We start from the raw sequence: 20,691 nt of genomic DNA, 5'->3' as shown, positions 1-20,691 counted from the left end.
CGCTGTCGACCGACCCCGGCCGACCCCGGCCGACCCCGGCCGGCCACGCTGTCGGCCGACCCCGGCGGCTACGCCGGTGGTGGCGTCGGGGGTACGACGAGGTGGCAGGCGCCGGGCTCGGCGAACGGGATCAGGTCTGTTCCGTCGGGTGACATGCCGTGCTCCTCGAGTGCCCCGCGCACGATGCCGAGGTGCACGGCGCAGACGATGTCCGGGTGGCGGTGCGCTGCCTCCAGCAGTGGGCAGCGGGTCAGCCGCGTTCTGCTGAGGGTGTCCGTCTCGTCGGGTTCGGGGGCGAATCCCAGGTCGTCGAGCATGTCCAGCGTCTCCGCGCGTGCGGCGTCGGCGGTGAGCTCTCGGGCGGGGGAGCGGCCCGCGGCCAACTGGTGGCCCCATTCCTCGCCTGAGGCCACGGCTGCTGCGTGGGGGTCGGAACTTGTCCGGGCGATCGCCGACGCGAGCGCCGTGGCCAGCCCGGCGTACTCGCTGCTCTCTGACTCGCCACTGAGCTCGTAGAGCCAGGCGGGGCGACCCCGGCCGTGCGGCTCGGCCTTGGTGCGGCGCACCAGTCCGCGGTGGACGAGCGCCTCGAGGTGTTCTCGGATGGTGTTCTCGTGCAGGGCGGTGATCCGGACCAGTGCCGCGAGCGTGATGGGTTCGGGTTGGTCGCGGAGTCGATCCAGGATGCCTGCCCGTGACGCGGAGAGAGGCTTTCGGCCCGCGCCGGAGCGGGGCCCGAGCTGGCGATTGTTTTCCACGGAGGACAGTGTAGTAAATAGATGGTGGATGCCGCCACGGTGAGCGGCCGGTGAAGGGATCGACATGAACGACGTGACCATCGCCTCGAACGAGGCGGATGCCAGGGCAGCCGAGGCTGTCGAGGAGCACCACGCACAGATGGCAGGAGTCCTGTCGTTGAAGGTGGAGGCACTGATCGGCGTCGCGCGCACGGGCGGTGACGTCACCGCTGTGCGCGACGATCTCGTGGCGTGGGGCCGCGACGACCTGCTGCCGCACGCGATCGCCGAGGAGGGCACGCTCTATCGCGCGGCCGCCGCCCACGCCTCGGGACGGTTGTTGGTCGAGGCGATGCTGAGCGAGCACTCCTTCATCGGTGCGGTGATCGACGAGCTCGCCACCGCGGAAGATCGGATGTCCGCCGTGGCCGCGGCCGGCGCCCTGAAGGCGGTCTTCGGGACGCACCTCGCCAAGGAGAACGACCAGATCCTCCCGCTGCTCGTTGCCGACCCGGCCGTCTCGCTCGCCGGCCTGCTCGACGGCATGCACGAACTGCTCGGGGCGGAGGTGTCGGACGGGTCCGCTCACGTGCACTCGACGTCGGAGCCGGGGCAGGACTGCACCTGCGGTGAGGAGGACGGTCACGGCTACCCGGAGCTCGATGCCCGGACCATTCCGCACGCCATCCGGCACGCGACGGTCTTCGGTGCGTTGGACGCCGTGCGTCCGGGCAAGGGGCTGGTCCTGGTCGCGCCGCACGACCCGCTGCCGCTGCTGGCGCAGCTCGAACGACGCTCGCCGGGAGCGTTCAGCATCGACTACCTGACTCGTGGACCCGAGGCCTGGCGCCTGGAGCTCGTCCGTATCAGCTGACCGCTCTCGTCGGTGGTCCGCACCGGACAGATAGAGTCCGGCTCGTGGGTATCCAGATCACTCCGAGCATCCTCAACGCCGACCTTGCCGACCTGACCAACGAAGTACGCCGGATCGGCAGTGCCGACTGGGTGCATGTCGACGTGATGGACAACCACTTCGTGCCGAACCTGACCTTGGGCCTGCCGGTCGTCGAGTCGCTGGCCAAGTCGACGCCGTTGCCGATGGACGCGCACCTGATGATCGAGGACCCGGACCGCTGGGCCCCGGCGTACGCCGAAGCAGGGTGCGGCTCGGTGACCTTCCACGTCGAGGCGGCCAAGGCGCCGATCCGGCTGGCCCGCGAGATCCGCAACCAGGGCGCGCGGGCGTCGATGGCGCTCAAGCCGGCCACGCCGATCGAGCCCTACGAGGACCTCCTCGCCGAGCTCGACATGCTGCTGATCATGACCGTCGAGCCGGGCTTCGGTGGTCAGAAGTTCCTCGACCTCTGCCTGCCCAAGATCCGCAAGGCCCGCGCCCTGATGGACAAGCACGGACTCGAGACCTGGCTGCAGATCGACGGTGGTGTCTCGCTCGAGACCATCGAGCGTTGCGCCGAGGCCGGCGCCGACGTGTTCGTCGCCGGCTCCGCGGTCTACTCCGCGCAGGACCCCGACGCCATGGTGCGTGAGCTCAAGGTCAAGGCCGAAGCCGCCGCGAGCTAGGGCGAGTGCGTCTTCACCGCTCCAGCACGCTGTGCCGCATCCAGTTGATGGCCGCGACGAGATGATCAGGCGTGCGCTCTCCTGGCCGCACCGGCGCGGCAGGGATCCCTTGGTGCCTCAGGTGCCGTGCCAGGAGCTCGCGGGCGGCGGTTGGTGACAGCGGTGTCACCGGCCGCGCCATCTGCTGCTCCAGCCCCTCGCTCATGGCAAGGATGCCGTTGATCGTTGTGGTCGAGAGTCGACCTTCGGTCAGCACCGAGAGGAACTCCTGGAGCGTCGTGTAGTGGGTCTGGAGCCGGCACTCGAGCCCCGGAAGGGATCGCCAGAGCTCCATCCAGCCCTGCCACACGCGGGCTTGGACCACGGCGTCGACGTGGTCGGAGTGCTCGGGATCGGAGCCGGGCAACAGGGCGAGGAGCCCGGTGCAGGGCTGCCCGATCACGAACTGGCGCAACCGATCGTTGGCGGTCAGGTGGGCAGCGATGCGCAGCAGCTGCTCCCGCGACCCGTAGTCGTTGACCATCGTTGAAGGGCTCACCCGGCTCACCTCTGCGATTCTGCGCAGGCTGAGGGCGGGGGTGCCGTCCGTGGCGATGACGTGATTGATGGCGATGGTCAGTGAGGCGGCCCGGGTCTGGGTGTCGATGAGTCGTGGCATGCCACCATCCGACCCGCGCCTGCCGACACTCCGAGCTGTTCATCCACAGGTCGGTCGATCCACGGGTGGGAGCGAGTGGCTGGGCCAGGCTCGATCCTTGTTGCATGAACGTTTGTCCAAGGTCGCCCGTGAACAAACGTTCATGCAACGCGGCATGGTGCCCTGCTCTGCTCCCGTGCCCTTCCGGACCAACAGACCCGATGTCCTACGAGTCCCGATGTCCTACGAGTCCCGATGTCCAGTGATCGGGCTCTTGGCGCAATCCTGAAGGTCGTGTGGCAGCATGGTCTTTGTCGAGTTTTCAACTCGCGTGCTCTGGGGTCGGTGCAATTCCGAGCCGGCGGTGACTGGACGAAGAGGTTCTTCGCCCGGAAGTCCGCGACCCGGTCACAACCAGTGATCGGTTGACCAGGTGAGATTCCTGGACCGACGGTCAAAGTCCGGATGGGAAGTGCACGCAGAGGTTGATGCTCTGCGTGAGGCCGTCCGACGCGCAGCACGCACGAGTTGACCCCCTGCCGATCGACCCGCATCACGGCCCCCGAGTCCGCGACCGGACCGAGAGGGGCAACGCAGGTGACTGTCACAGGAGCGCCCGTCGGCGAGTTCTCCGCCGCCGAGCAGCGCGCCATGCTGCGTGCGCTCGAGATCGCGGCCACGCCCGGTGTACCACTCGGCCCGAACCCACGCGTGGGCTGTGTCCTGCTCGATGACGACGGCGTCGAGGTGGCTGAGGGCTTCCATCGCGGAGCCGGTACACCGCACGCCGAGGCGGCCGCGCTCGCCGAGGCCGCCCGCCAGGCGCCGGGTGACCTGGCCCGCGGTACGACGGCCGTGGTCACCCTCGAACCCTGCAACCACACCGGTCGCACGGGGCCGTGTGCGCAGGCCCTGATCAACGCGGGTGTGCGACGCGTGGTCTTCGCGCAGTCCGACCCGAACCCGATCGCGGCCGGGGGAGCGGAGACGCTGCGTGCAGCGGGCGTCGAGGTCGTGCACGGCCTGCAGGAGGACGCCGCCCGAGGTCTCAACCGGGCCTGGACCTTCGCCGTCGAGCACGAGCGTCCGTTCGTGACGTGGAAGTTCGCCACCACCCTCGACGGTCGCAGCGCCGCCGCCGACGGCACCAGTCGCTGGGTGTCCTCGGCCCCGGCTCGGCGCGACACGCACCGTCTCCGTGGCGAGTGCGATGTGATGATGGTCGGCGCCAACACGGTCGAGGTGGACGACCCCGAGCTGACGGTGCGCGACGAGACCCTGCCTGACGAACCCGGCCAGCTTGTTGGCGTGCAACCACTGCGGGTGGTGATGGGTCTGCGGGACCTCCCGGCCACCAAGCGAATCTTCAACGACAGGGCCCAGAGCCTGCACCTGCGCACGCAGGATCCGCACGACGCGCTGCACCAGATCTTCGACCTCGGTCACCGTCACGTCTTCCTCGAGGGCGGGCCGACCCTGGCTGCTGCGTTCCTGACGGCGGGCCTGGTCGACGAGATCGTCACCTACGTCGCGCCGATGATTCTCGGCGCCGGCCGCAACGCCGTGGCCGACCTCGGAATCAGCACGATCGCCGACGCGTTGCATTTCGAGGTCGTCGACGTCACCGTGCTCGGCACCGGTGCCGAGACCAACATCCGCCTCACCATGACACCATCCACGAAGGAGAGCTGAATGTTCACCGGAATCGTCGAGGAACTCGGCACCGTCGAGGCGATCGAGTCGCAGGATGACGCGATCCGCCTCTCCCTCCGCTCGACGGTGGTGCTCGAGGGCACCGGCCCGGGTGACTCCATCGCGGTCAACGGATGCTGCCTGACTGTCGTGGAGCACGACGGAGCGGTCTGGACCGCCGACGTCATGCAGGAGACGCTCGACAAGACCTCGCTCCTCGGCGTACAGCCGGGCGACAAGGTGAACCTCGAGCGTGCGGTCACCGTCGAGAAGCGCCTGGGCGGCCACATCGTGCAGGGCCACGTCGACGGCGTCGGCACCGTCGTACGCCGAACCCCCAGTGAGCACTGGGAGATCGTCGAGATCCGGATGCCCGGGGGGATGGGCCGCTACTTGGTCGACAAGGGCTCGATCACGGTCGACGGCATCTCCCTCACCGTCGTGGAGACCCACGGCGACACGTTCACCGTCAGCCTCATCCCCGAGACCCTGGCGCGCACCACTCTCGGCTTCCGGGCCCCGGGCGACCGGGTCAACCTCGAGGCCGACGTCATCGCCAAGCATGTCGAGAAGTTGCTGGCCAGTGGCTACATCAACCAAGGAGACAGCACCAATGAAGGACCTGGGCATGAGTGAGAACCACGGCAGTGTCCGTCTCGACAGTGTCGAAGACGCCATCGCGGACATCGCGGCCGGCAAGGCGGTCGTCGTGGTCGACGACGAGACGCGTGAGAACGAGGGCGACATCATCTTCGCGGCCAGCAAGGCCACCCCGGAGCTGATGGCGTTCACGATCCGTCACTCGAGCGGCGTGATCTGCGTGCCGATGCCTGCCGACATGCTCGACCGCCTCGAGATCCCGTTGATGACGCCGCACAACAAGGACAAGCTGCGCACGGCGTACACGATCTCGGTCGACGCGCGTGACGGGGTCAGCACCGGAATCTCCGCCGCGGACCGGGCGCACACGGCGCGCGTGCTGGCCGACTCCGCGACCGAGCCGTGGGAGATCACCCGCCCGGGCCACGTCTTCCCGCTGCGGTACCGCGAGGGCGGCACCTTGGTCCGCCGCGGTCACACCGAGGCAGCCGTCGACCTGGCCAAGCTCGCGGGGCTCACCCCTGCCGGCGTACTCGTCGAGGTGGTCAACGACGACGGCACCATGAAGCGTGCCCCCGAGCTGCGCGCGTTCGCCGACGAGCACGGTCTGAAGATGATCTCGATCGAGGACCTGGTCCGCCACCGCCGCCGCACCGAGGTGCTGGTCGAGCGGGTCGCCGAGACCAACCTGCCGACGAAGTACGGCGACTTCACGGCCTACGGCTACCGCATCACGATCGACGACAGCGAGCACATCGCGCTCGTGTACGGCGACATCAGCGGTGAGGCGCCGGTGCTGACCCGGGTGCACTCGGAGTGCCTGACCGGTGACGTCTTCGGCAGCCACCGGTGCGACTGCGGTCCGCAGCTGGACGAGGCGCTCGAGACGGTCGTCAACGAGGGCCGCGGCGTCGTGGTCTACCTGCGCGGACACGAGGGCCGCGGCATCGGCCTGGTCGCCAAGCTGCAGGCCTACGCCCTGCAGGACGGTGGCCGGGACACGGTCGACGCCAACCTCGACCTCGGTCTCCCCGCCGATGCGCGCCACTACGGCACCGCCACCCAGGTGCTGCGCGACCTCGGGGTGAGCTCGGTGCGGTTGATGACCAACAATCCGGACAAGGTCAACAACCTCGAGGACTTCGGCATCACCGTTGCCGAGCGTGTGCCGTTGACCCCGCACCCCAACGACCACAACCTCGCCTACCTGATGACCAAGCGCGACCGCATGGGCCACCAGCTGCCCGACCTGGAAGGACACACCATGGAAGGAAACGCGCTGTGAGCGGAGCAGGAGCACCCGACCAGAAGCCGACAGACTGCCGCGACCTGCGGGTCGCCGTGGTGGCCTCGAGCTGGCACGAGGTCGTCATGAACGGTCTCCTCGAGGGCGCCGACCGTGCGCTACGCGCCCACCAGGTGGAGTCGCCCACCGTGGTGCGCGTGCCTGGTGCGTTCGAGCTGCCCGTCGTGGCCGGCGAGCTGGCCCGGTCGCACGACGCGGTGATCGCGCTCGGCGTCGTGATCCGCGGCGGCACCCCGCACTTCGACTTCGTCTGCAACGCGGCCACCGACGGACTGGGCCGGGTCGCCCTCGACACCGGCACTCCCATCGGCTTCGGACTGCTCACCTGCGACGACGAGCAGCAAGCGCTGGACCGGGCCGGGCTGGCCGACTCGCAGGAGGACAAGGGCTGGGAGGCCACCGCGGCAGCTCTGGCCACCGCACGCCTGCTCCGCGCGATTGGCACCGGGGGCGAATGACGCCACTCGGGCTGAACCGTTTCCGCTCGGTGAGCAACGGATTCGTGGTGGCAGCGGCGCCACCATCCCGGGCGGGCTGTTGGCGCTGGGCGCGGTTGATCGGTGCCCGCAAGCAGCTCGCGTTCAGAGGAGGCGGAGCTCCCGGCGATCCCCATGCCCTGTCGCGGTGAGACCGACGCCGGTGGCGGGCGTCGTACGCCGTAGGCTTGTCGATCGTGAAGACGTTCGAGGAACTCTGGGCCGAGCTCAACGAGAAGGCCCAGACCCGACCCGAGGGATCCGGCACCGTGCGACAGCTCGACGCCGGCGTCCATGCCATCGGCAAGAAGCTGGTGGAGGAGGCTGCCGAGTCCTGGATGGCCGCCGAGCATGAGGGCAAGGAAGCCGCGGCCGAGGAGATCAGCCAGCTCCTCTACCACGCCCAGGTGCTGATGATCGCCACCGGCATCACCCTCGACGACGTCTACTCACACCTCTGAGGAACCCCACATGACGCAGCCCGCCAACCTGAACCAAGCCGGCCAGAAGCTCCTCCGGATCGCGGTGCCCAACAAGGGCTCGCTGTCCCAGTCCGCGACCGAGATCCTGCGCGAGGCCGGCTACCGCCAACGCAGCGACTCCAAGGAGCTCGCCCTCATCGACGCCGAGAACGGCGTCGAGTTCTTCTACCTCCGCCCGCGCGACATCGCGTTGTACGTCGGCGAGGGCACGCTCGACATCGGCATCACCGGCCGTGACCTGCTGCTCGACTCGGGCGCCGAGGCCGAAGAGGTGGTCCGGCTCGGGTTCGGCCGTTCGAGGTTCTACTTCGCCGGACCGGCCGGCCAGTTCACCGACGCGGCCCAGCTCGAGGGCAAGCGCATCGCCACGTCGTACGTCGGCGTGGTGCAGCAGTTCCTGGACAGCCGTGGCATCAACGCGACCGTGACCCGGCTCGACGGTGCGGTCGAGACCAGCATCCAGCTCGGCGTGGCCGATGTGATCGCCGACGTCGTCGAGACCGGCAGCACGCTGCGTGCGGCCGGGCTGGCCACGTTCGGTGAGGTCGTGCTCGAGTCCGAGGGCGTGCTGATCACCCGCGGCGGTGTTCGCCCGGCCGGCTTCGAGGTGTTCCTGCGCCGCCTCCAGGGCGTCCTCGTCGCACGCTCCTACGTGATGATGGACTACGACATCCGCAGCGAGCACGTCTCGAAGGCGGTCGACCTGACCCCCGGCATCGAGAGCCCGACGGTCAGCCCGTTGCATCGCGAAGGGTGGGTCGCGGTGCGTGCGATGGTGCCCCGCGACGGCGCCCAGAGGCTGATGGACGAGCTCTACGACATCGGGGCCCGCGGCATCCTGCTCACCGACATCCACGCCTGTCGGGTGTGACCGTCCCCGTGTCCGACCTGACCCTGCCGCACACCTGGCGCCCGCTCGGCGTTCGGATGGCCGGCATCGCCGGCAGCATCATGCTGCTCGTGCTCTGCGGGGCCGCCTGGTTCCTGTTGGACGCTGAGGTGCGAGCGACGTTCGACCTGTTCCAGCGGGTGACCGCGCTGCTGCTGGGTGTGTTCGTGGGCGCGCTCGTGCACGCCTTGATCCGGGCGCGTGCGGTCGCCTCCGTCGAAGGGCTGCTGGTCGTCAACGGCTACAAGTCGCGGTTCTTCGAGTGGGCCGAGATCGTCGCCATCCACCTTCCCCGGGGAGCACCCTGGGCCACCCTCGACCTGGCCGACGGCACCACGTGCGCCGTGATGGCCCTCCAGGGCACGGACGGCGCCAGGGCGACCCAGGCGGTGCGCGAGATCCGGGCGCTTCTCGCCTGATCCGGGCGCTGCCGCGGAACGCTCGTCCGGGCGCGCTGTGTCAGAGGGCCCGGATGCCCCACGAGACGGAGAGCTCGCCGCCGTCCGGTGCGAGGGTGACGAGGTCCTCCCCGGTGCGGAACGCGTTGGCCTGCGCGGTCATCGGCTCGACGGCCAGTGACCGGCGGGCGGTTGCCGGCACGTCGTCGGCGGAGTAGACCTGCAGCCACTTCACGTTCTCGTCCACCCACAGCACCACACCCCGCTCCGGCCCCCGGAGTACGACCTCCGCGCGGCCGGACTCGTCACGCACGAGATCGGTGAACGCGTCGTTGAGCACGGTGTCGCGGATCGGTCGGGAGACCCGGAAGTCGAACCCGGTGTCCTCGACGTCGGCACTGCCGATCGGCAACAGCCGGTCGGGCGAGACCAGGGAGCGTCGCGACGCGGGCAGGGTGAGCTCCCACGAGTCCACGGTGTCGTCACCCGCGCAGAGGTAGGGGTGGGCCCCGCAGGCGTAGGGGGCGGGGGAGTCCGAGAGGTTGGTGGCGGTCTGGGTGACGGTCAACCCGTCGGCGGAGAGGTCGTAGAGAACGTGCAGGTCCACAGCCCAGGGATAGCCGGTCTGGGCCATCACCCGCAGGGTGAGTGAGACGGAGTTGACGCTGTGCTCCTCGAGCGTCCAGGCCGCCCAGCGGGCCAACCCGTGTGAGGCGTTGTGGCGCTTCGGCTCGGTCAACGCGAGCTGGTGGTCGTGGCCCCCGAAGGAGTACTGCCCGTCCTCGATCCGGTTGGGCCACGGCATCAGCAGCTGGCCCCGACCGCCCGAGGCAGGCTCGTTCTCCTCGAAGCCGTCGATCAGCGGCTGGCCGTCGTGGGACAGGTGTCGCAGGGCCCCTCCGGACTCCGTGACCACCGCTCGGTAGCCGGCCGCACTGATCTCGAACTGTTCCCCCGAGGGCATCACCATGGTCGTCACGGTAGCGGGCCGGCGCCGCCGAACCACGGGCCCGTGCCGTCGACCCGCAGGTCGGCGGTTCCGGGCAGTCCGTGAGCGGCGAAGAACCGTCGCTCGTCGGCCATGAAACCGGTCAGCTTCGCCCGGTGATCGGCCTCGTCCCACGGCTCGCCCTCGCGTGAATGGAGGGCTCGGTCGCGGGCCAGGCCTCGCTCCAGGCGCAGGTCGTCGGGCGCCGAGACCCAGACCAGGGTGCTCCGCCAGGGTGCGAGGGCGAGGTCTCCGGAGCCGACACCCTCGAGGACGAGCAGTGCGGTGGGTGGCACCAGGTGAAGCTCGGCGAAGTCGCCCTGGTGCCAGTCGTAGCGCCGGTAGTGTCCGGGTTCGCCGGCGGCGAGGGGAACCATCACCTGCTCCCGCAGCCGGGCTCCGGTGTCGCCGTTGAGACCGCTCCAGCCCGCATACATGTCGTCCATGTGCAGCACGTGGGCCTGGGGCGCGGCCTCGGCGAGCGCGGCTGCCAAGGTCGTCTTCCCGGAGCCGGTCGGGCCGTCGATGCAGATCAGGTGGTTGCCGGAGAGCAGGCCGGGGCCGGACCGGGCGTGCGTCAGGACGTCCGCGACCACGCCTGCCATCAGAAGGAGTTGCCCGTGCCGCGGTACGTCGGCACGGCAGCGGTGAACTCCGCCCCGGTCAGCAGGTGCACCGTGTCCGTGTGCTCGAAGAGCTCCCCGGACTTGGCGTGGCGGAACCACACGAGATCGCCGATGCGCAGGGTCGCAGCCGGATGCCCGGTCAGCGGGGTCTGCACCTCGCCTGCGCCTTCGAGCCCGGTCAGGTGCAGCCCCGGCGGCGCCCACGGGATCGGCGCCCGGTCATCGCCCGTGGGCCCGGAGGCGATGAACCCGCCGCCGGCCACGGTCGCCACGTTCGCCGACGGACGTCGTACGACCGGGACTGCGAAGAAGGACGCCGGACGGGGCGTGAAGGACTGGTAGTGGTCGAAGAGCCCGGGCACGAGCAGCCCCGAGCCTGCGGCGACCTCGGTGACCACCGGGTCGGCGGCCGAGGACTCCACGGAGCCCGAACCGCCGGCGTTCCAGAACTCCAACGTCGTCAGCCGGCGCACGGCTGCGTCGATCTCGCGGCGGCGCACCTTGATCTGCTCGATCGAGGCGGACTTCAGTCGGCGCACGATCATCGACTTCGTCCGTTGGGACGGTACGTCGTCGGGCACGCCGGCGACCTGGCCCTCGTAGGTCATCACCCCGACCAGGGTGAAGCCGGGGCGTCCGACGACGGTGCGCGCGAGCTCGACGACCGCGGAGGTGTCGTAGAGCGGTGACCGCTTGGGCCCGACATGCTGGCCGCTGACCCGGAGCCCCGCGTCGACGTCGATCGCGATCCGGATCGCCACGGCCTTGGAGGAGCGCACCGAGTCGACCACGTCGAGGTGGTCGACCGAGTCGACCATCAGCGTGATCGCGGCCGCTGCGGACGGCGAGCTGACCAGAGCAGACAGGGACTCACGGTCGACGCTGGGGTAGCCCATCACGATGTCGTCGGTGATGCCCTGCTCGTGCAGCCACAGGGCCTCACGCAGGGAGTAGCCGAGCACCCCGTGGAAGCCCGGCCGGGCCAGGGCCCGCTCCAGCAACGCGGGCACGCGCAAGGACTTGGACGCGACGCGCAGGGGAGTGCCGGAGGCCCGACGCACCAGATCGGCCGCGTTGGCGTCGAACGCGTCGAGGTCGACGACCATGGCCGGCGTGCGCAGGTGTCCCGGGAGCTTGGCCACGGCGGCGTCGAGCCGGGCCCGCAGCCGGTGGCGGGCGATGCCGTCGTCCATCAGTTGATGCCGCGCTTCTTCAGGATCGCCTCGATGTCGGCCAGGTCGTCGTCGATCGCGGGCGCACCCTTCTGGGAGGAGGGCGGCAGCGCCTTGCGCTCCTTGCGCGACGGCTTCGGCTTCGGTGCTTCCTCGCCGCTGCCGGAGAGTCGCCCGGAGACGCCGAAGAGCACCACGGCGACCCCCGCCATCGCGATGCCGAGCCAGACCAGGGGGCTGAACACGAATCCGGTGGCCCAGTCGGCGACCGACGACGAGATCTCGCCGAACATCTCGAGGGTTCCGGTGAGGTAGGCCGCACCGGGCAGCAAGGTCAGCGCGGCACCCCGGGTCGCCGATGCGGCGCCCCGGTTGCGCGCGGCGTACCAGGTCCACAGGCCGCCACACACGGTCAAGGCCACGGCCAGCGCCATCCAGCTCACGTCCGACATGACCCCAGCATTTCACATCCCCGGTGACATTGCTCTTCCCGGCGGCGCGGGTCGCCCAACCGGTCGCTGCCCGGGAATGCCCCCTAGGCTGGCATCACCATGACCACTCCGAACCCCGACCGTTTCGCCGGTGCCAGAATCCTCGAATCGTCCTTCCCCGACGACGACGGCAGCCAGTTCCCGCAGGTCGGCACCGCACTGACGGCGTACGCCGGCGATCACAGCAGGTACGCCGAGGCATTGGCCGTGCTGCAGTCCTCCCGCCTGCTGGTTCCGGTGGTGGCACTCCTCGGCGAGGTGGAGTACGACGACCGCGGGCTGGCCCACGACAAGTCCAGCGACATGGCGGCGGTGCTGATGGAGGGGGCGGACGGCCGGATGGCGCTGCTGGCGTTCACCGGAACCGAGCAGCTGACCGCCTGGAACCGCGAGGCGCGCCCGGTGGTGGTGCCCGCGCAGGCGGCCGCCCAGTCGGCGATCCAGGACCAGGCCTCGGCGCTGGTCATCGACATCGCCGGGCCGGTGACGTTCGTGATCGAGGGCGATGACCTGCTGGGCGTGGCCAACGGCTGGCAGCTCGTCGAGGTCTCCGGTCGCTCTGCGTGGCTGCAGCCGGGCGAAGACTGACCGACCTTCACCGCACCAGATCGGGCCCGGCCCGAGAAGGGTGGGCCGCAAGCGATTTGGGGGAGTGGTCGCAGGGCGAGTAGTCTGTCGTTCGACCGATCTGCATCGCCATGACCTCATGGTGGAGTGGATCAGACAAGCGGAGGTTTCGACTTCCCACCCGCATCGACCGCGAGGTCGTCGGGTCCGGTCCGCAGAACCAGATCTGCGCGGCGTACGCCGTGGCGCAGACATGGAGACGCGTGGTGCACCTGTGCATCTGGAGACTGGGCTTCCGCTTGGAATGAGCGGAAGCCCATTTTCGTTCCACAAGGGCGAATTCGTTCCATCCACAGATCTGCACCATCGTCCCCAGGAGGACCCATCAGCACAGAGCTGCGCATCAACGACCGGATCCGGGTTTCCGAGGTCCGGCTCGTTGGACCCAACGGCGAGACCGTCGGCATCGTGCCGACGGCTGACGCGCTGCGCCTTGCCCAGGAGGCAGACCTCGACCTCGTCGAGATCGCGCCCCAGGGCAAGCCGCCCGTCTGCAAGCTCATGGACTACGGGAAGTTCAAGTACGAGAACGCCCAGAAGGCCCGTGAAGCCCGACGCAACCAGACGAACGTGATCATCAAGGAGATGAAGCTTCGTCCCAAGATCGACGCGCACGACTACGAGACGAAGAAGGGCCACGTCGTCCGCTTCCTCAAGGCCGGCGACAAGGTCAAGATCACGATCATGTTCCGCGGTCGTGAGCAGCACCGCCCCGAGCTCGGCTTCCGCCTGCTCCAGCGTCTGGCCGAGGACGTCGAGGAGCTGGGCTTCGTCGAGAGCTCACCCAAGCAGGACGGCCGCAACATGATCATGGTGCTCGGTCCGCACCGCAAGAAGGCCGACGCCAAGGTCGAGATGCAGGCCGAGAAGGAGACCAAGGCCGCCGAGCGCGCCGCAGGCGAGGCCGAGGAGTCCTCGTTCCGCAAGGCCTCCGCCGGCACCAAGCCCGTGGCCCAGAAGAAGGAGCGCAAGCGCTCCGAGAACCTCGATCCCGAGATCGAGGCCTGAGTCCAGGTCGAGCCCGACCGGACCCCACACGTTCACCAGATCCAGAGACAGAGAGCAGAGAGATGCCGAAGAACAAGACGCACTCCGGTGCCAAGAAGCGCTTCCGCGTGACCGGCACCGGCAAGATCCTTCGCGAGAAGGCCGGCAAGCGCCACAACCTCGAGAAGAAGCCGTCCAAGGTGACCCGCCGGATGACCGGCACCGTCGAGCTGGCCAAGGCTGACGTCAAGTCCGCCAAGAAGATGCTGGGTCTCTGAGACCGACTTCGGCTGGTGACCCCGCCCCGATCGGCGGGCACCGCATCCCCCAACTTTTCGAGCAACAAGGAGTAAGACAGTGGCACGCGTCAAGCGGGCGGTCAACGCCCACAAGAAGCGCCGGGTAGTCCTCGAGCGCGCATCCGGCTACCGGGGGCAGCGCTCGCGCCTCTACCGCAAGGCCAAGGAGCAGGTCACCCACTCGCTGGTCTACAGCTACCGTGACCGCAAGGCCAAGAAGGGCGAGTTCCGCAAGCTGTGGATCCAGCGCATCAACGCCGCTGCCCGCGCGAACGGCCTCACCTACAACCGCTTCATCCAGGGCCTGAAGGCCGCTGAGGTCGAGGTCGACCGCAAGATCCTGGCCGACCTCGCCGTCAACGACGCCCCGGCGTTCCTCGCCCTGGTCGAGGTCGCCAAGGCGGCCCTTCCCGAGGACGTCAACGCGCCCCGCGAAGACGCGACTGCCTGAGCGTCTCGTTCACTGACGTGGCGAGCTTCCGCTGTGACCCGACCCCGCTCACGAGCGGCAACGCACGGGTCAAGAACGCGCGGAGGCTCGCCCGTCGTGCATTTCGCTCCGAGCACCGGCTCTTCCTGGCCGACGGCCCCAAGGCGGTGGAGGGCGCGTTGTCCCTGACCGGCTGCGTGGTCGAGGTCTTCGCCACCCCGGAGGCGAGCACCCGGTACGCCGAGCTGCGGGCCAACGCGATCGTTCACGACGTCGCCTGGACCCCGGTCGACGAACGCGCTCTGGCCTCACTGTCCGACGCGGTCAATCCGGCCGGGGTGATCGCGGTCTGCCGGTTCGTGGACCGGCCCGCCGACCACGTGCTCGACGGCGAACCCCGTCTCGTCTCGATCTGCGCCGACGTCCGCGACCCCGGCAACGCCGGCACGGTGATCCGCACCAGTGACGCAGTCGGTGTCGACGCCGTGGTCCTGGCCGGCAGCTCCGTCGACGCGCACAACCCGAAGACGGTCCGGGCCACGGTCGGCAGTCTCTTCCACGTCCCGATCTCGGTCGTCGACGACCCAGCGGACGCCGTACGCCGCGCCCAGCGTGCCGGGCTCGTGGTGCTGGCCGCCGACGGTGCCGGAGAGCTCGACCTGTTCGAGGCCGACGAGCTGCTGACCGGGCCGACCGCGTGGCTGTTCGGCAACGAGGCCTGGGGGCTGCCCGAGGAGCTGGCCGCCCTGGCCGACCACCGGGTGCGCATCCCGATCACCGGCCGTGCGGAGAGTCTCAACCTCTCCACTGCGGCCGCAGTCTGCCTCTACGCCTCCGCCCGCGCGCACCGCTGAGCCGCGTGCGTCCTGTCGGCGGCGCCCGCCGACGCCCCTGACGCTATAGCCTCGCGGTGTGGACCAGACCGCCCGCGAGACCCTCGACCAGCTGCCCGACGGCGTCGTGGTCGCCGGAGCCGACCAGGTCGTGCTGTTCGCCAACGCGGAGGCGGTGCGCATGCTGGGCGCCGGCTCGGCCGACGAGCTGATCGGCGCCAAGCTGGCCGACGCGCTGGTGCTGCAGGACAAGTCGGGCCTGACCTGGTGTGACCGCAACCAGCCGTACGTCGGCCTTGCCACCCGCACCGGCGTACCCGAGCAGCCGTGGGTGCTGCCCAACGGCACCGAGGTGCTGGTCAACGCCCGCATCGTGCGGCCCAGCCTGGCCGAGCCGGTGCAGCGGGTCGCGGTCAGCCTGCGATCGGGTCGCGGTCGAGCCCGGCTCGACCGGGAACGCTCCGACCTGGTCGCCACGGTCGCCCACGAGATCCGTTCCCCGCTGACCGGCGTGAAGGGTTTCGTCCAGGCCCTGTTGAACCGGTAGGACAAGCTCAACGACGAGCAGAAGAAACTGATGCTGACCACGGTCAACGCCGACTCCGACCGTCTGAGCCGGTTGATCGCGGAGCTCCTCGACGTCGCCCGCATCGACACCGGCAGGTTGTCGCTGTTCCCGCGGCCGGCCGACCTCGAGGTGCTTGTGCAACGCGTGGTGGAGTCCGTGCGGGCGGGCACCTCGCGGCCGGTCGTCCTGCTGGTCAGCCGGCCGTTGCCCGAGGCGCACGTCGACCCCGACAAGTTCACCCAGGTGATCACCAACCTGATCGAGAACGGCATCCGTCACGGCGAGGGAGTGGTCAGCGTCTCCCTCGCGGCGCTCCCCGCCGAGGCCGACTTCTCCGGGGTCCTGCTCACCGTCGACGACGAGGGCGACGGCATCCCCGAGGAGATGCGGCGCCGGGTGTTCACCAAGTTCTGGAAGCACGGCGAGCGCGGTGGGTCGGGTCTGGGGATGTACATCGTCAACGGACTCGTGCGTGCCCACGGAGGGGTCCTCACGATCGACGACTCGCCGGCGGGCGGAGCCCGGATCTCCATCGCCTGGCCCCAGGACGACCGCCGACAGATGTAGCGCCGGGTTCGACAATCCAAACCCGGTCGCGGGAGTTGCGCCGTACTTCCTAGACTTGCCCTTGGCCACACCCTCTTTCCCGGAAGGCAGTCATGTCGGGACCCAACACCGAATACGACCCTGTCGAGGTCACGCCGTTGCGTGCCGACGAGGTCGAAGCCCAGCGCGACGCCGCGATCGCCGCCATTGCCGCGGCCGCGGACCTCGAGGCACTCAAGCAGGTGCGCCTCGAGCACGCCGGTGACCGGTCCCCGCTGGCCCTGGCCAACCGCGAGATCGGTGCGCTGCCGCCCCAGGCCCGCAAGGAGGCCGGTGCCCGCGTGGGCCAGGCCCGCGGGCTGGTCAACAAGGCACTCGGAGAGCGACTCGCCGTGCTGGAGGCCGAGCACGAGGAGCGCATGCTCGTCGAGGAGACCGTCGACGTCACCCTGCCGACCGACCGCACGGTGACGGGTGCCCGGCACCCGATCACGATGATGTCCGAGCGCATTGCCGACGTGTTCGTCGCGATGGGCTGGGAGGTCGCCGAGGGTCCGCAGGTCGAGGCCGAGTGGCTCAACTTCGACGCCCTCAACATGGGCGCGGACCACCCCGCGCGCACGATGCAGGACACCTTCTGGCTCGAGCCCGCCGAGGCCGCGCTGGTGCTGCGCACGCACACGTCCCCGGTGCAGGCCCGCACCATGCTGACCCGTGAGCCTCCGATCTACGTCGTGTGCCCGGGCCGGGTCTACCGCACCGATGAGATCGACGCGACGCACTCGCCCGTCTTCCACCAGGTCGAGGGCCTGGTCATCGACGAGGGCATCACGATGGCCCACCTCAAGGGCTCGCTCGACCACTTCGCCACGGCCATGTTCGGCGAGGGCATCACCACCCGGTTCCGGCCGTCGTACTTCCCGTTCACCGAGCCGTCGGCCGAGGTCGACCTGGTCTGCTTCGTGTGCCGCGGCACGGGTGCGAACGACGAGGGCTCCGACACCTGCCGCACCTGTCGCGGCGAGGGCTGGATCGAATGGGGTGGCTGCGGTGTCGTGAACCCGCGCGTGCTCATCGCCTGCGGCGTCGACCCCGAGAAGTACACCGGCTTCGCGTTCGGCATGGGCATCGACCGCACCCTGATGTTCCGCCACGGTGCGGACGACATGCGCGACTTCTTCGAGGGCGACGTCCGTTTCGCCCAGCCCTTCGGAATTGAGATCTGACCCGTGAAAGCACCTGTTTCCTGGATCCGCGAGTACGTCGACCTGCCCGAGCAGGTCACCGCCGACGAGCTCGCCGCCACACTGACCATGCTCGGCCTCAAGCTCGAGGCCCTGATCACCCCGGCCGACGCCATCACCGGGCCCCTGGTGGTCGGGCGCGTGCTGACCATCGAGAAGGAGCCGCAGAAGAACGGCAAGGTGATCAACTGGTGCACCGTCGACGTCGGTGACGCCAACGGCACCGGTGAGCCGCAGGGCATCATCTGCGGCGCCCACAACTTCGTCGAGGGCGACCTCGTCGTGGTCTGCCTGCCCGGCGCCGTGCTGCCGGGCAACTTCGAGATCTCCGCGCGCAAGACCTACGGCCACATCTCGGCCGGCATGATCTGCTCCTCGCGCGAGCTCGGCCTGGGTGAAGACCATGACGGCATCATCGTGCTGCCAGCCGACGCCGGCGCTCCTGGCGACGGTCAGCCCGCAGAGCCAGTACAGCCCGGTGACGACGCATTCGCCGTCCTCGACATGTTCGACTCGGTGATCGAGTTCGAGATCAACCCCGACCGGGCCTACGCCCTCTCCCTGCGCGGCATCGCGCGTGAGGCCGGCATCGGCTTCGACGTGCCCTTCCGCGACCCCGCCGACCGCGACGTGCCGGCAGCCAACGGCGACGGACACCCGGTCGTGGTCGACGACGCCGGGGGCTGCCCGGTCTTCGTGGCCCGCAGCGTGACCGGCTTCGACCCGACCGCACCGACCCCGGACTGGATGGTCAAGCGGCTCACCGCGGCCGGCATGCGTCCCATCTCGCTGGGCGTCGACATCACCAACTACGTGATGCTCGAGCTGGGCCAGCCGATCCACGGCTACGACCGCGCCAAGCTGACCGGGGCGATCCGGGTCCGGCGCGCCACCGAGGGCGAGCGGCTCACCACGCTCGACGGACAGAAGCGCAAGCTCAGCCCGGGACCATCAGGAGACCTGTTGATCACCGACGACTCCGGCCCGATCGGCATCGCCGGCACGATGGGCGGCGAGACCACCGAGCTGTCGGAGACGACCACCGACGTGGTCATCGAGGCCGCTCACTTCGACGCCGTCTCGATCTTCCGCACCGAGCGCCGCCACAAGCTGCCCTCCGAGGCGTCCAAGCGCTTCGAGCGCGGTGTCGACCCGGAGCTGCCCGCCGCTGCCGCCGACCGGGTGGTCGAGCTGATGGTCGAGCTCGGTGGCGCCACCGCCGATGCCGGCGTGACCGTGGTCGGTGAGGCGCCGGCTCGGCGTACCGTCACCGCGGCCACCGATCTCCCTGCCCGTGTCACCGGCATGGAGATCAGCGCCGAGACAGCCGTGGCCAACCTCGAGAAGGTCGGCTGCGCGGTGGCCGTTGACGGTGAGAGCCTCACCGCCACCGTGCCGCCGTGGCGCCCCGACATGAGCGACCCGTTCGACCTGGTCGAAGAGGTCGCCCGCATCGTCGGCTACGACATGGTGCCCTCGGTGCTGCCGCCGGCGCCCTCCGGGCGCGGGCTGCCGCTGGCGCAGAAGCTGCGTCGACGCGTCGGCCTGGTGCTGGCCGGAGCCGGGTGGACCGAGACGATCAGCTACCCGTTCGTCGGCGACTCCGACTGGGCCAACCTCGGACTGCCCGCCGACGACGAGCGTCGTCGTACGATCCGGATGGCCAACCCGCTCAACGCCGAGGAGCCACAGCTGGCCACCTCGCTGCTGCCCGGCGTGCTCCGCTCGCTCGGACTCAACGTGGGTCGCGGCAACGCCGACACGTCTCTCTTCGAGACCGGCCTGGTGTTCCTGCCGACCGGCGACGAGAAGGCGCCGATCCTCGGGGTCGACCGTCGGCCGACCGACGAGGAGTGGGCCGCGATCGAGAAGGCGGTCCCGCACCAGCCGCAGCACCTCGCCCTGGCCGTCACCGGTCAACGCGAGCGTCCGGGTTGGTGGGGCGAGGGGCGTCAGGGTTCCTGGGCCGACGCCATCGGCGCGGTCCGCGAGGTCGCCGAGGCTCTGGGCGTCCAGATCGAGGTGTCGGCCGCGGCAGTCGCGCCCTGGCACCCCGGTCGCTGTGCCGAGATCCGGGTCGGGGCGACCGTGCTGGGCCACGCCGGCGAGCTGCACCCCAAGGTCTGCAAGGCCTATGGCGTCCCTGACCGTTCGGCTGCCGCCGAGATCGACCTCGACGCGCTGCTGAGCCTGGCCCAGGCCGTCACGCCCAGCCCGCACTTCACGTCGTACCCGGTCGCCAAGGAAGACGTCGCCCTGGTCGTCGACGGCTCGATTCCCTCGGCCGAGGTCGAGGCCGCGCTCCGCGAAGGTGCCGGCGATCTGCTCGAGTCGGTGCGATTGTTCGACGTGTTCGCCGGCGAGCAGATCGGCGAGGGCAAGAAGTCCTTGGCCTTCGCCCTGCGGTTCCGGGCTCCCGACCGCACCCTCAAGGAGGGTGAGGCCGGTGCCGCCCGGGACGCGGCCGTGGCCCTGGCCGCAGAACGGACCGGAGCCGTCCAGCGTGCGTGAGCCCCAGGCTGAGCCGCGGTCGTCGTGAACGCCCGGGCGGCGATCGTTCCGGCCGACCTCACCGAGCAGGGGCTCAGCCTGCTCGGCGAGGTGAGCTGGCACGGAACACCACTGCCCGGCGACCGCGGCCATGCCTTGCTCGCCGCCCTGGTGCTCCAGGCACCACGCTCGGTCACCACCCACGGTCTCATCGACGCGGTCTGGGGTGAGGACGTCCCGGCCAACCCGGCCAAGGCGCTCCAGGTGCTGGTCTCCCGCACCCGCGCGCACACCTCGGGGGAGCTCGTCGTGCGTGCCGGTGAGGGGTACGCCTTGGGCGAGTGCCCGGTCGATGCCCGGGTCCTCGCCGTGGCCGCGCACTCCGCCGCCGACGCCTGGCGCGGGGGCGATGCCGGCCGCACGAGCGCCGCGACCACGCCACTGGTCGGAATGGTCCTCGCGGCCGACGACGACAACGGGCCCCTGGGTGAGGTACGCCGGGAGGCAGCCCGGCGCCTGGACCGGCTCCGGACCCTGCACGGACTCGCCCTGTCCGCGGAAGGTCGTCACCGCGACGCACTCGAGTGGCTGG

General features: G+C 69.8%; 24 protein-coding genes, 2 pseudogenes and 1 riboswitch. Of the genes and pseudogenes, 20 read left to right on the top strand and 6 right to left on the bottom strand.

From position 1 onward, the window contains the following. Positions 1–68: 68 nt before the first annotated feature. Positions 69–758, bottom strand: a complete 690-nt coding sequence (locus NJ4_RS11180; RefSeq protein WP_067434519.1) for a helix-turn-helix transcriptional regulator — start codon at positions 756–758, stop codon at positions 69–71. Positions 759–822: 64 nt separating this feature from the next. On the opposite strand from NJ4_RS11180, the pseudogene NJ4_RS27040 reads away from it, so the two are divergent. From NJ4_RS27040 to rpe, 3 genes and pseudogenes are all read left to right on the top strand, one after another. Continuing rightward, positions 823–1,227 (top strand): annotated as a pseudogene (locus NJ4_RS27040) (hemerythrin domain-containing protein); the annotation flags it as partial. 54 nt (positions 1,228–1,281) lie between these two features. After that, positions 1,282–1,611, top strand: coding sequence for a DUF2249 domain-containing protein (locus tag NJ4_RS27035; protein ID WP_407668055.1), 330 nt, complete (start codon positions 1,282–1,284; stop codon positions 1,609–1,611). A 44-nt stretch (positions 1,612–1,655) separates the two neighbouring features. Continuing rightward, positions 1,656–2,318: a ribulose-phosphate 3-epimerase gene (rpe, locus tag NJ4_RS11170; protein ID WP_067434513.1), complete on the top strand. Its 663-nt coding sequence runs from the start codon at positions 1,656–1,658 to the stop codon at positions 2,316–2,318. Positions 2,319–2,331: 13 nt separating this feature from the next. Here the strand turns inward: rpe and NJ4_RS11165 are convergent, their stop codons facing one another. Beyond that, complete coding sequence (locus NJ4_RS11165; protein ID WP_067434509.1) at positions 2,332–2,976, bottom strand: hypothetical protein; 645 nt, start codon at positions 2,974–2,976, stop codon at positions 2,332–2,334. A 306-nt stretch (positions 2,977–3,282) separates the two neighbouring features. Continuing rightward, positions 3,283–3,437, top strand: a riboswitch (FMN riboswitch). 169 nt (positions 3,438–3,606) lie between these two features. Between NJ4_RS11165 and ribD the strand changes: the two genes are divergently transcribed. The 7 genes from ribD (at position 3,607) to NJ4_RS11130 (ending at position 8,819) form a co-directional block, all read left to right on the top strand. After that, positions 3,607–4,647 (top strand): bifunctional diaminohydroxyphosphoribosylaminopyrimidine deaminase/5-amino-6-(5-phosphoribosylamino)uracil reductase RibD, encoded by a 1,041-nt coding sequence (ribD, locus tag NJ4_RS11160; protein WP_067434694.1) that lies wholly within the window; start codon positions 3,607–3,609, stop codon positions 4,645–4,647. After that, complete coding sequence (locus tag NJ4_RS11155) at positions 4,648–5,283, top strand: riboflavin synthase (RefSeq protein WP_067434507.1); 636 nt, start codon at positions 4,648–4,650, stop codon at positions 5,281–5,283. Next, entirely contained in the window at positions 5,276–6,532 is a 1,257-nt protein-coding gene (locus NJ4_RS11150) for a bifunctional 3,4-dihydroxy-2-butanone-4-phosphate synthase/GTP cyclohydrolase II (protein WP_067434691.1), read from the top strand. Before NJ4_RS11155 ends, NJ4_RS11150 begins: the two co-directional genes overlap by 8 nt. Further along, a complete protein-coding gene (ribH, locus tag NJ4_RS11145; protein ID WP_067434504.1) occupies positions 6,529–7,011 on the top strand; it encodes a 6,7-dimethyl-8-ribityllumazine synthase in 483 nt (160 codons plus the stop codon). The genes NJ4_RS11150 and ribH overlap by 4 nt, the downstream gene beginning before the upstream one ends. A gap of 215 nt (positions 7,012–7,226) precedes the next feature. Further along, positions 7,227–7,490 (top strand): phosphoribosyl-ATP diphosphatase, encoded by a 264-nt coding sequence (locus NJ4_RS11140; protein WP_067434686.1) that lies wholly within the window; start codon positions 7,227–7,229, stop codon positions 7,488–7,490. Between the two features lie 10 nt (positions 7,491–7,500). After that, entirely contained in the window at positions 7,501–8,382 is an 882-nt protein-coding gene (hisG, locus tag NJ4_RS11135; RefSeq protein ID WP_067434501.1) for an ATP phosphoribosyltransferase, read from the top strand. Continuing rightward, positions 8,379–8,819 carry a PH domain-containing protein gene (locus NJ4_RS11130; protein ID WP_245644536.1) on the top strand — a complete coding sequence of 147 codons (441 nt, stop codon included), beginning with the start codon at positions 8,379–8,381 and terminating at the stop codon, positions 8,817–8,819. The genes hisG and NJ4_RS11130 overlap by 4 nt, the downstream gene beginning before the upstream one ends. 40 nt (positions 8,820–8,859) lie before the next feature. On the opposite strand, the gene NJ4_RS11125 is transcribed toward NJ4_RS11130, so the two are convergent. The 4 genes from NJ4_RS11125 to NJ4_RS11110 are packed head-to-tail and all read right to left on the bottom strand — an operon-like array spanning position 8,860 to position 12,036. Continuing rightward, positions 8,860–9,768, bottom strand: coding sequence for an aldose 1-epimerase family protein (locus tag NJ4_RS11125; RefSeq protein ID WP_067434679.1), 909 nt, complete (start codon positions 9,766–9,768; stop codon positions 8,860–8,862). A 5-nt stretch (positions 9,769–9,773) separates the two neighbouring features. Further along, on the bottom strand, positions 9,774–10,391 hold the full coding sequence (locus NJ4_RS11120) for a uridine kinase family protein (protein WP_157551067.1): 618 nt from the start codon (positions 10,389–10,391) through the stop codon (positions 9,774–9,776). Next, a complete protein-coding gene (locus tag NJ4_RS11115) occupies positions 10,391–11,605 on the bottom strand; it encodes an amino acid deaminase/aldolase (protein ID WP_082748436.1) in 1,215 nt (404 codons plus the stop codon). The genes NJ4_RS11120 and NJ4_RS11115 overlap by 1 nt, the downstream gene beginning before the upstream one ends. Then, positions 11,605–12,036 (bottom strand): hypothetical protein, encoded by a 432-nt coding sequence (locus tag NJ4_RS11110; protein WP_067434498.1) that lies wholly within the window; start codon positions 12,034–12,036, stop codon positions 11,605–11,607. The genes NJ4_RS11115 and NJ4_RS11110 overlap by 1 nt, the downstream gene beginning before the upstream one ends. A gap of 99 nt (positions 12,037–12,135) precedes the next feature. Here NJ4_RS11110 and NJ4_RS11105 point away from each other — a divergent pair, with 99 nt between their 5' ends. From NJ4_RS11105 to NJ4_RS26930, 10 genes and pseudogenes are all read left to right on the top strand, one after another. Beyond that, positions 12,136–12,663 (top strand): SseB family protein, encoded by a 528-nt coding sequence (locus tag NJ4_RS11105; protein ID WP_067434494.1) that lies wholly within the window; start codon positions 12,136–12,138, stop codon positions 12,661–12,663. 297 nt (positions 12,664–12,960) lie between these two features. Continuing rightward, complete coding sequence (infC, locus tag NJ4_RS11100) at positions 12,961–13,710, top strand: translation initiation factor IF-3 (protein ID WP_322787620.1); 750 nt, start codon at positions 12,961–12,963, stop codon at positions 13,708–13,710. Positions 13,711–13,772: 62 nt separating this feature from the next. Next, positions 13,773–13,967 carry a 50S ribosomal protein L35 gene (gene rpmI, locus NJ4_RS11095; protein WP_056686884.1) on the top strand — a complete coding sequence of 65 codons (195 nt, stop codon included), beginning with the start codon at positions 13,773–13,775 and terminating at the stop codon, positions 13,965–13,967. 79 nt (positions 13,968–14,046) lie between these two features. Then, positions 14,047–14,439 carry a 50S ribosomal protein L20 gene (gene rplT, locus NJ4_RS11090; RefSeq protein WP_067434488.1) on the top strand — a complete coding sequence of 131 codons (393 nt, stop codon included), beginning with the start codon at positions 14,047–14,049 and terminating at the stop codon, positions 14,437–14,439. A 17-nt stretch (positions 14,440–14,456) separates the two neighbouring features. Beyond that, complete coding sequence (locus tag NJ4_RS11085; protein WP_067434485.1) at positions 14,457–15,272, top strand: TrmH family RNA methyltransferase; 816 nt, start codon at positions 14,457–14,459, stop codon at positions 15,270–15,272. A gap of 58 nt (positions 15,273–15,330) precedes the next feature. Further along, positions 15,331–15,798 carry a histidine kinase dimerization/phospho-acceptor domain-containing protein gene (locus tag NJ4_RS26665; protein WP_245644535.1) on the top strand — a complete coding sequence of 156 codons (468 nt, stop codon included), beginning with the start codon at positions 15,331–15,333 and terminating at the stop codon, positions 15,796–15,798. Positions 15,799–15,828: 30 nt separating this feature from the next. Further along, the gene (locus NJ4_RS26660; protein ID WP_245644534.1) at positions 15,829–16,386 is read left to right on the top strand and encodes a sensor histidine kinase; all 558 of its coding nucleotides are present in this window, start codon (positions 15,829–15,831) and stop codon (positions 16,384–16,386) included. Between the two features lie 92 nt (positions 16,387–16,478). Beyond that, positions 16,479–17,591, top strand: a complete 1,113-nt coding sequence (gene pheS, locus NJ4_RS11075; protein ID WP_067434482.1) for a phenylalanine--tRNA ligase subunit alpha — start codon at positions 16,479–16,481, stop codon at positions 17,589–17,591. Positions 17,592–17,594: 3 nt separating this feature from the next. Further along, on the top strand, positions 17,595–20,120 hold the full coding sequence (gene pheT / locus NJ4_RS11070; RefSeq protein ID WP_067434479.1) for a phenylalanine--tRNA ligase subunit beta: 2,526 nt from the start codon (positions 17,595–17,597) through the stop codon (positions 20,118–20,120). Between the two features lie 24 nt (positions 20,121–20,144). Continuing rightward, a pseudogene (locus NJ4_RS26930) lies at positions 20,145–20,691 on the top strand (winged helix-turn-helix domain-containing protein); the annotation flags it as partial.

This window comes from Nocardioides jensenii JCM 1364 = NBRC 14755 (assembly GCF_001552535.1).
In the GTDB taxonomy this organism is placed as follows: domain Bacteria; phylum Actinomycetota; class Actinomycetes; order Propionibacteriales; family Nocardioidaceae; genus Nocardioides; species Nocardioides jensenii.
This window is presented reverse-complemented; position numbering and strand designations above follow the sequence as displayed.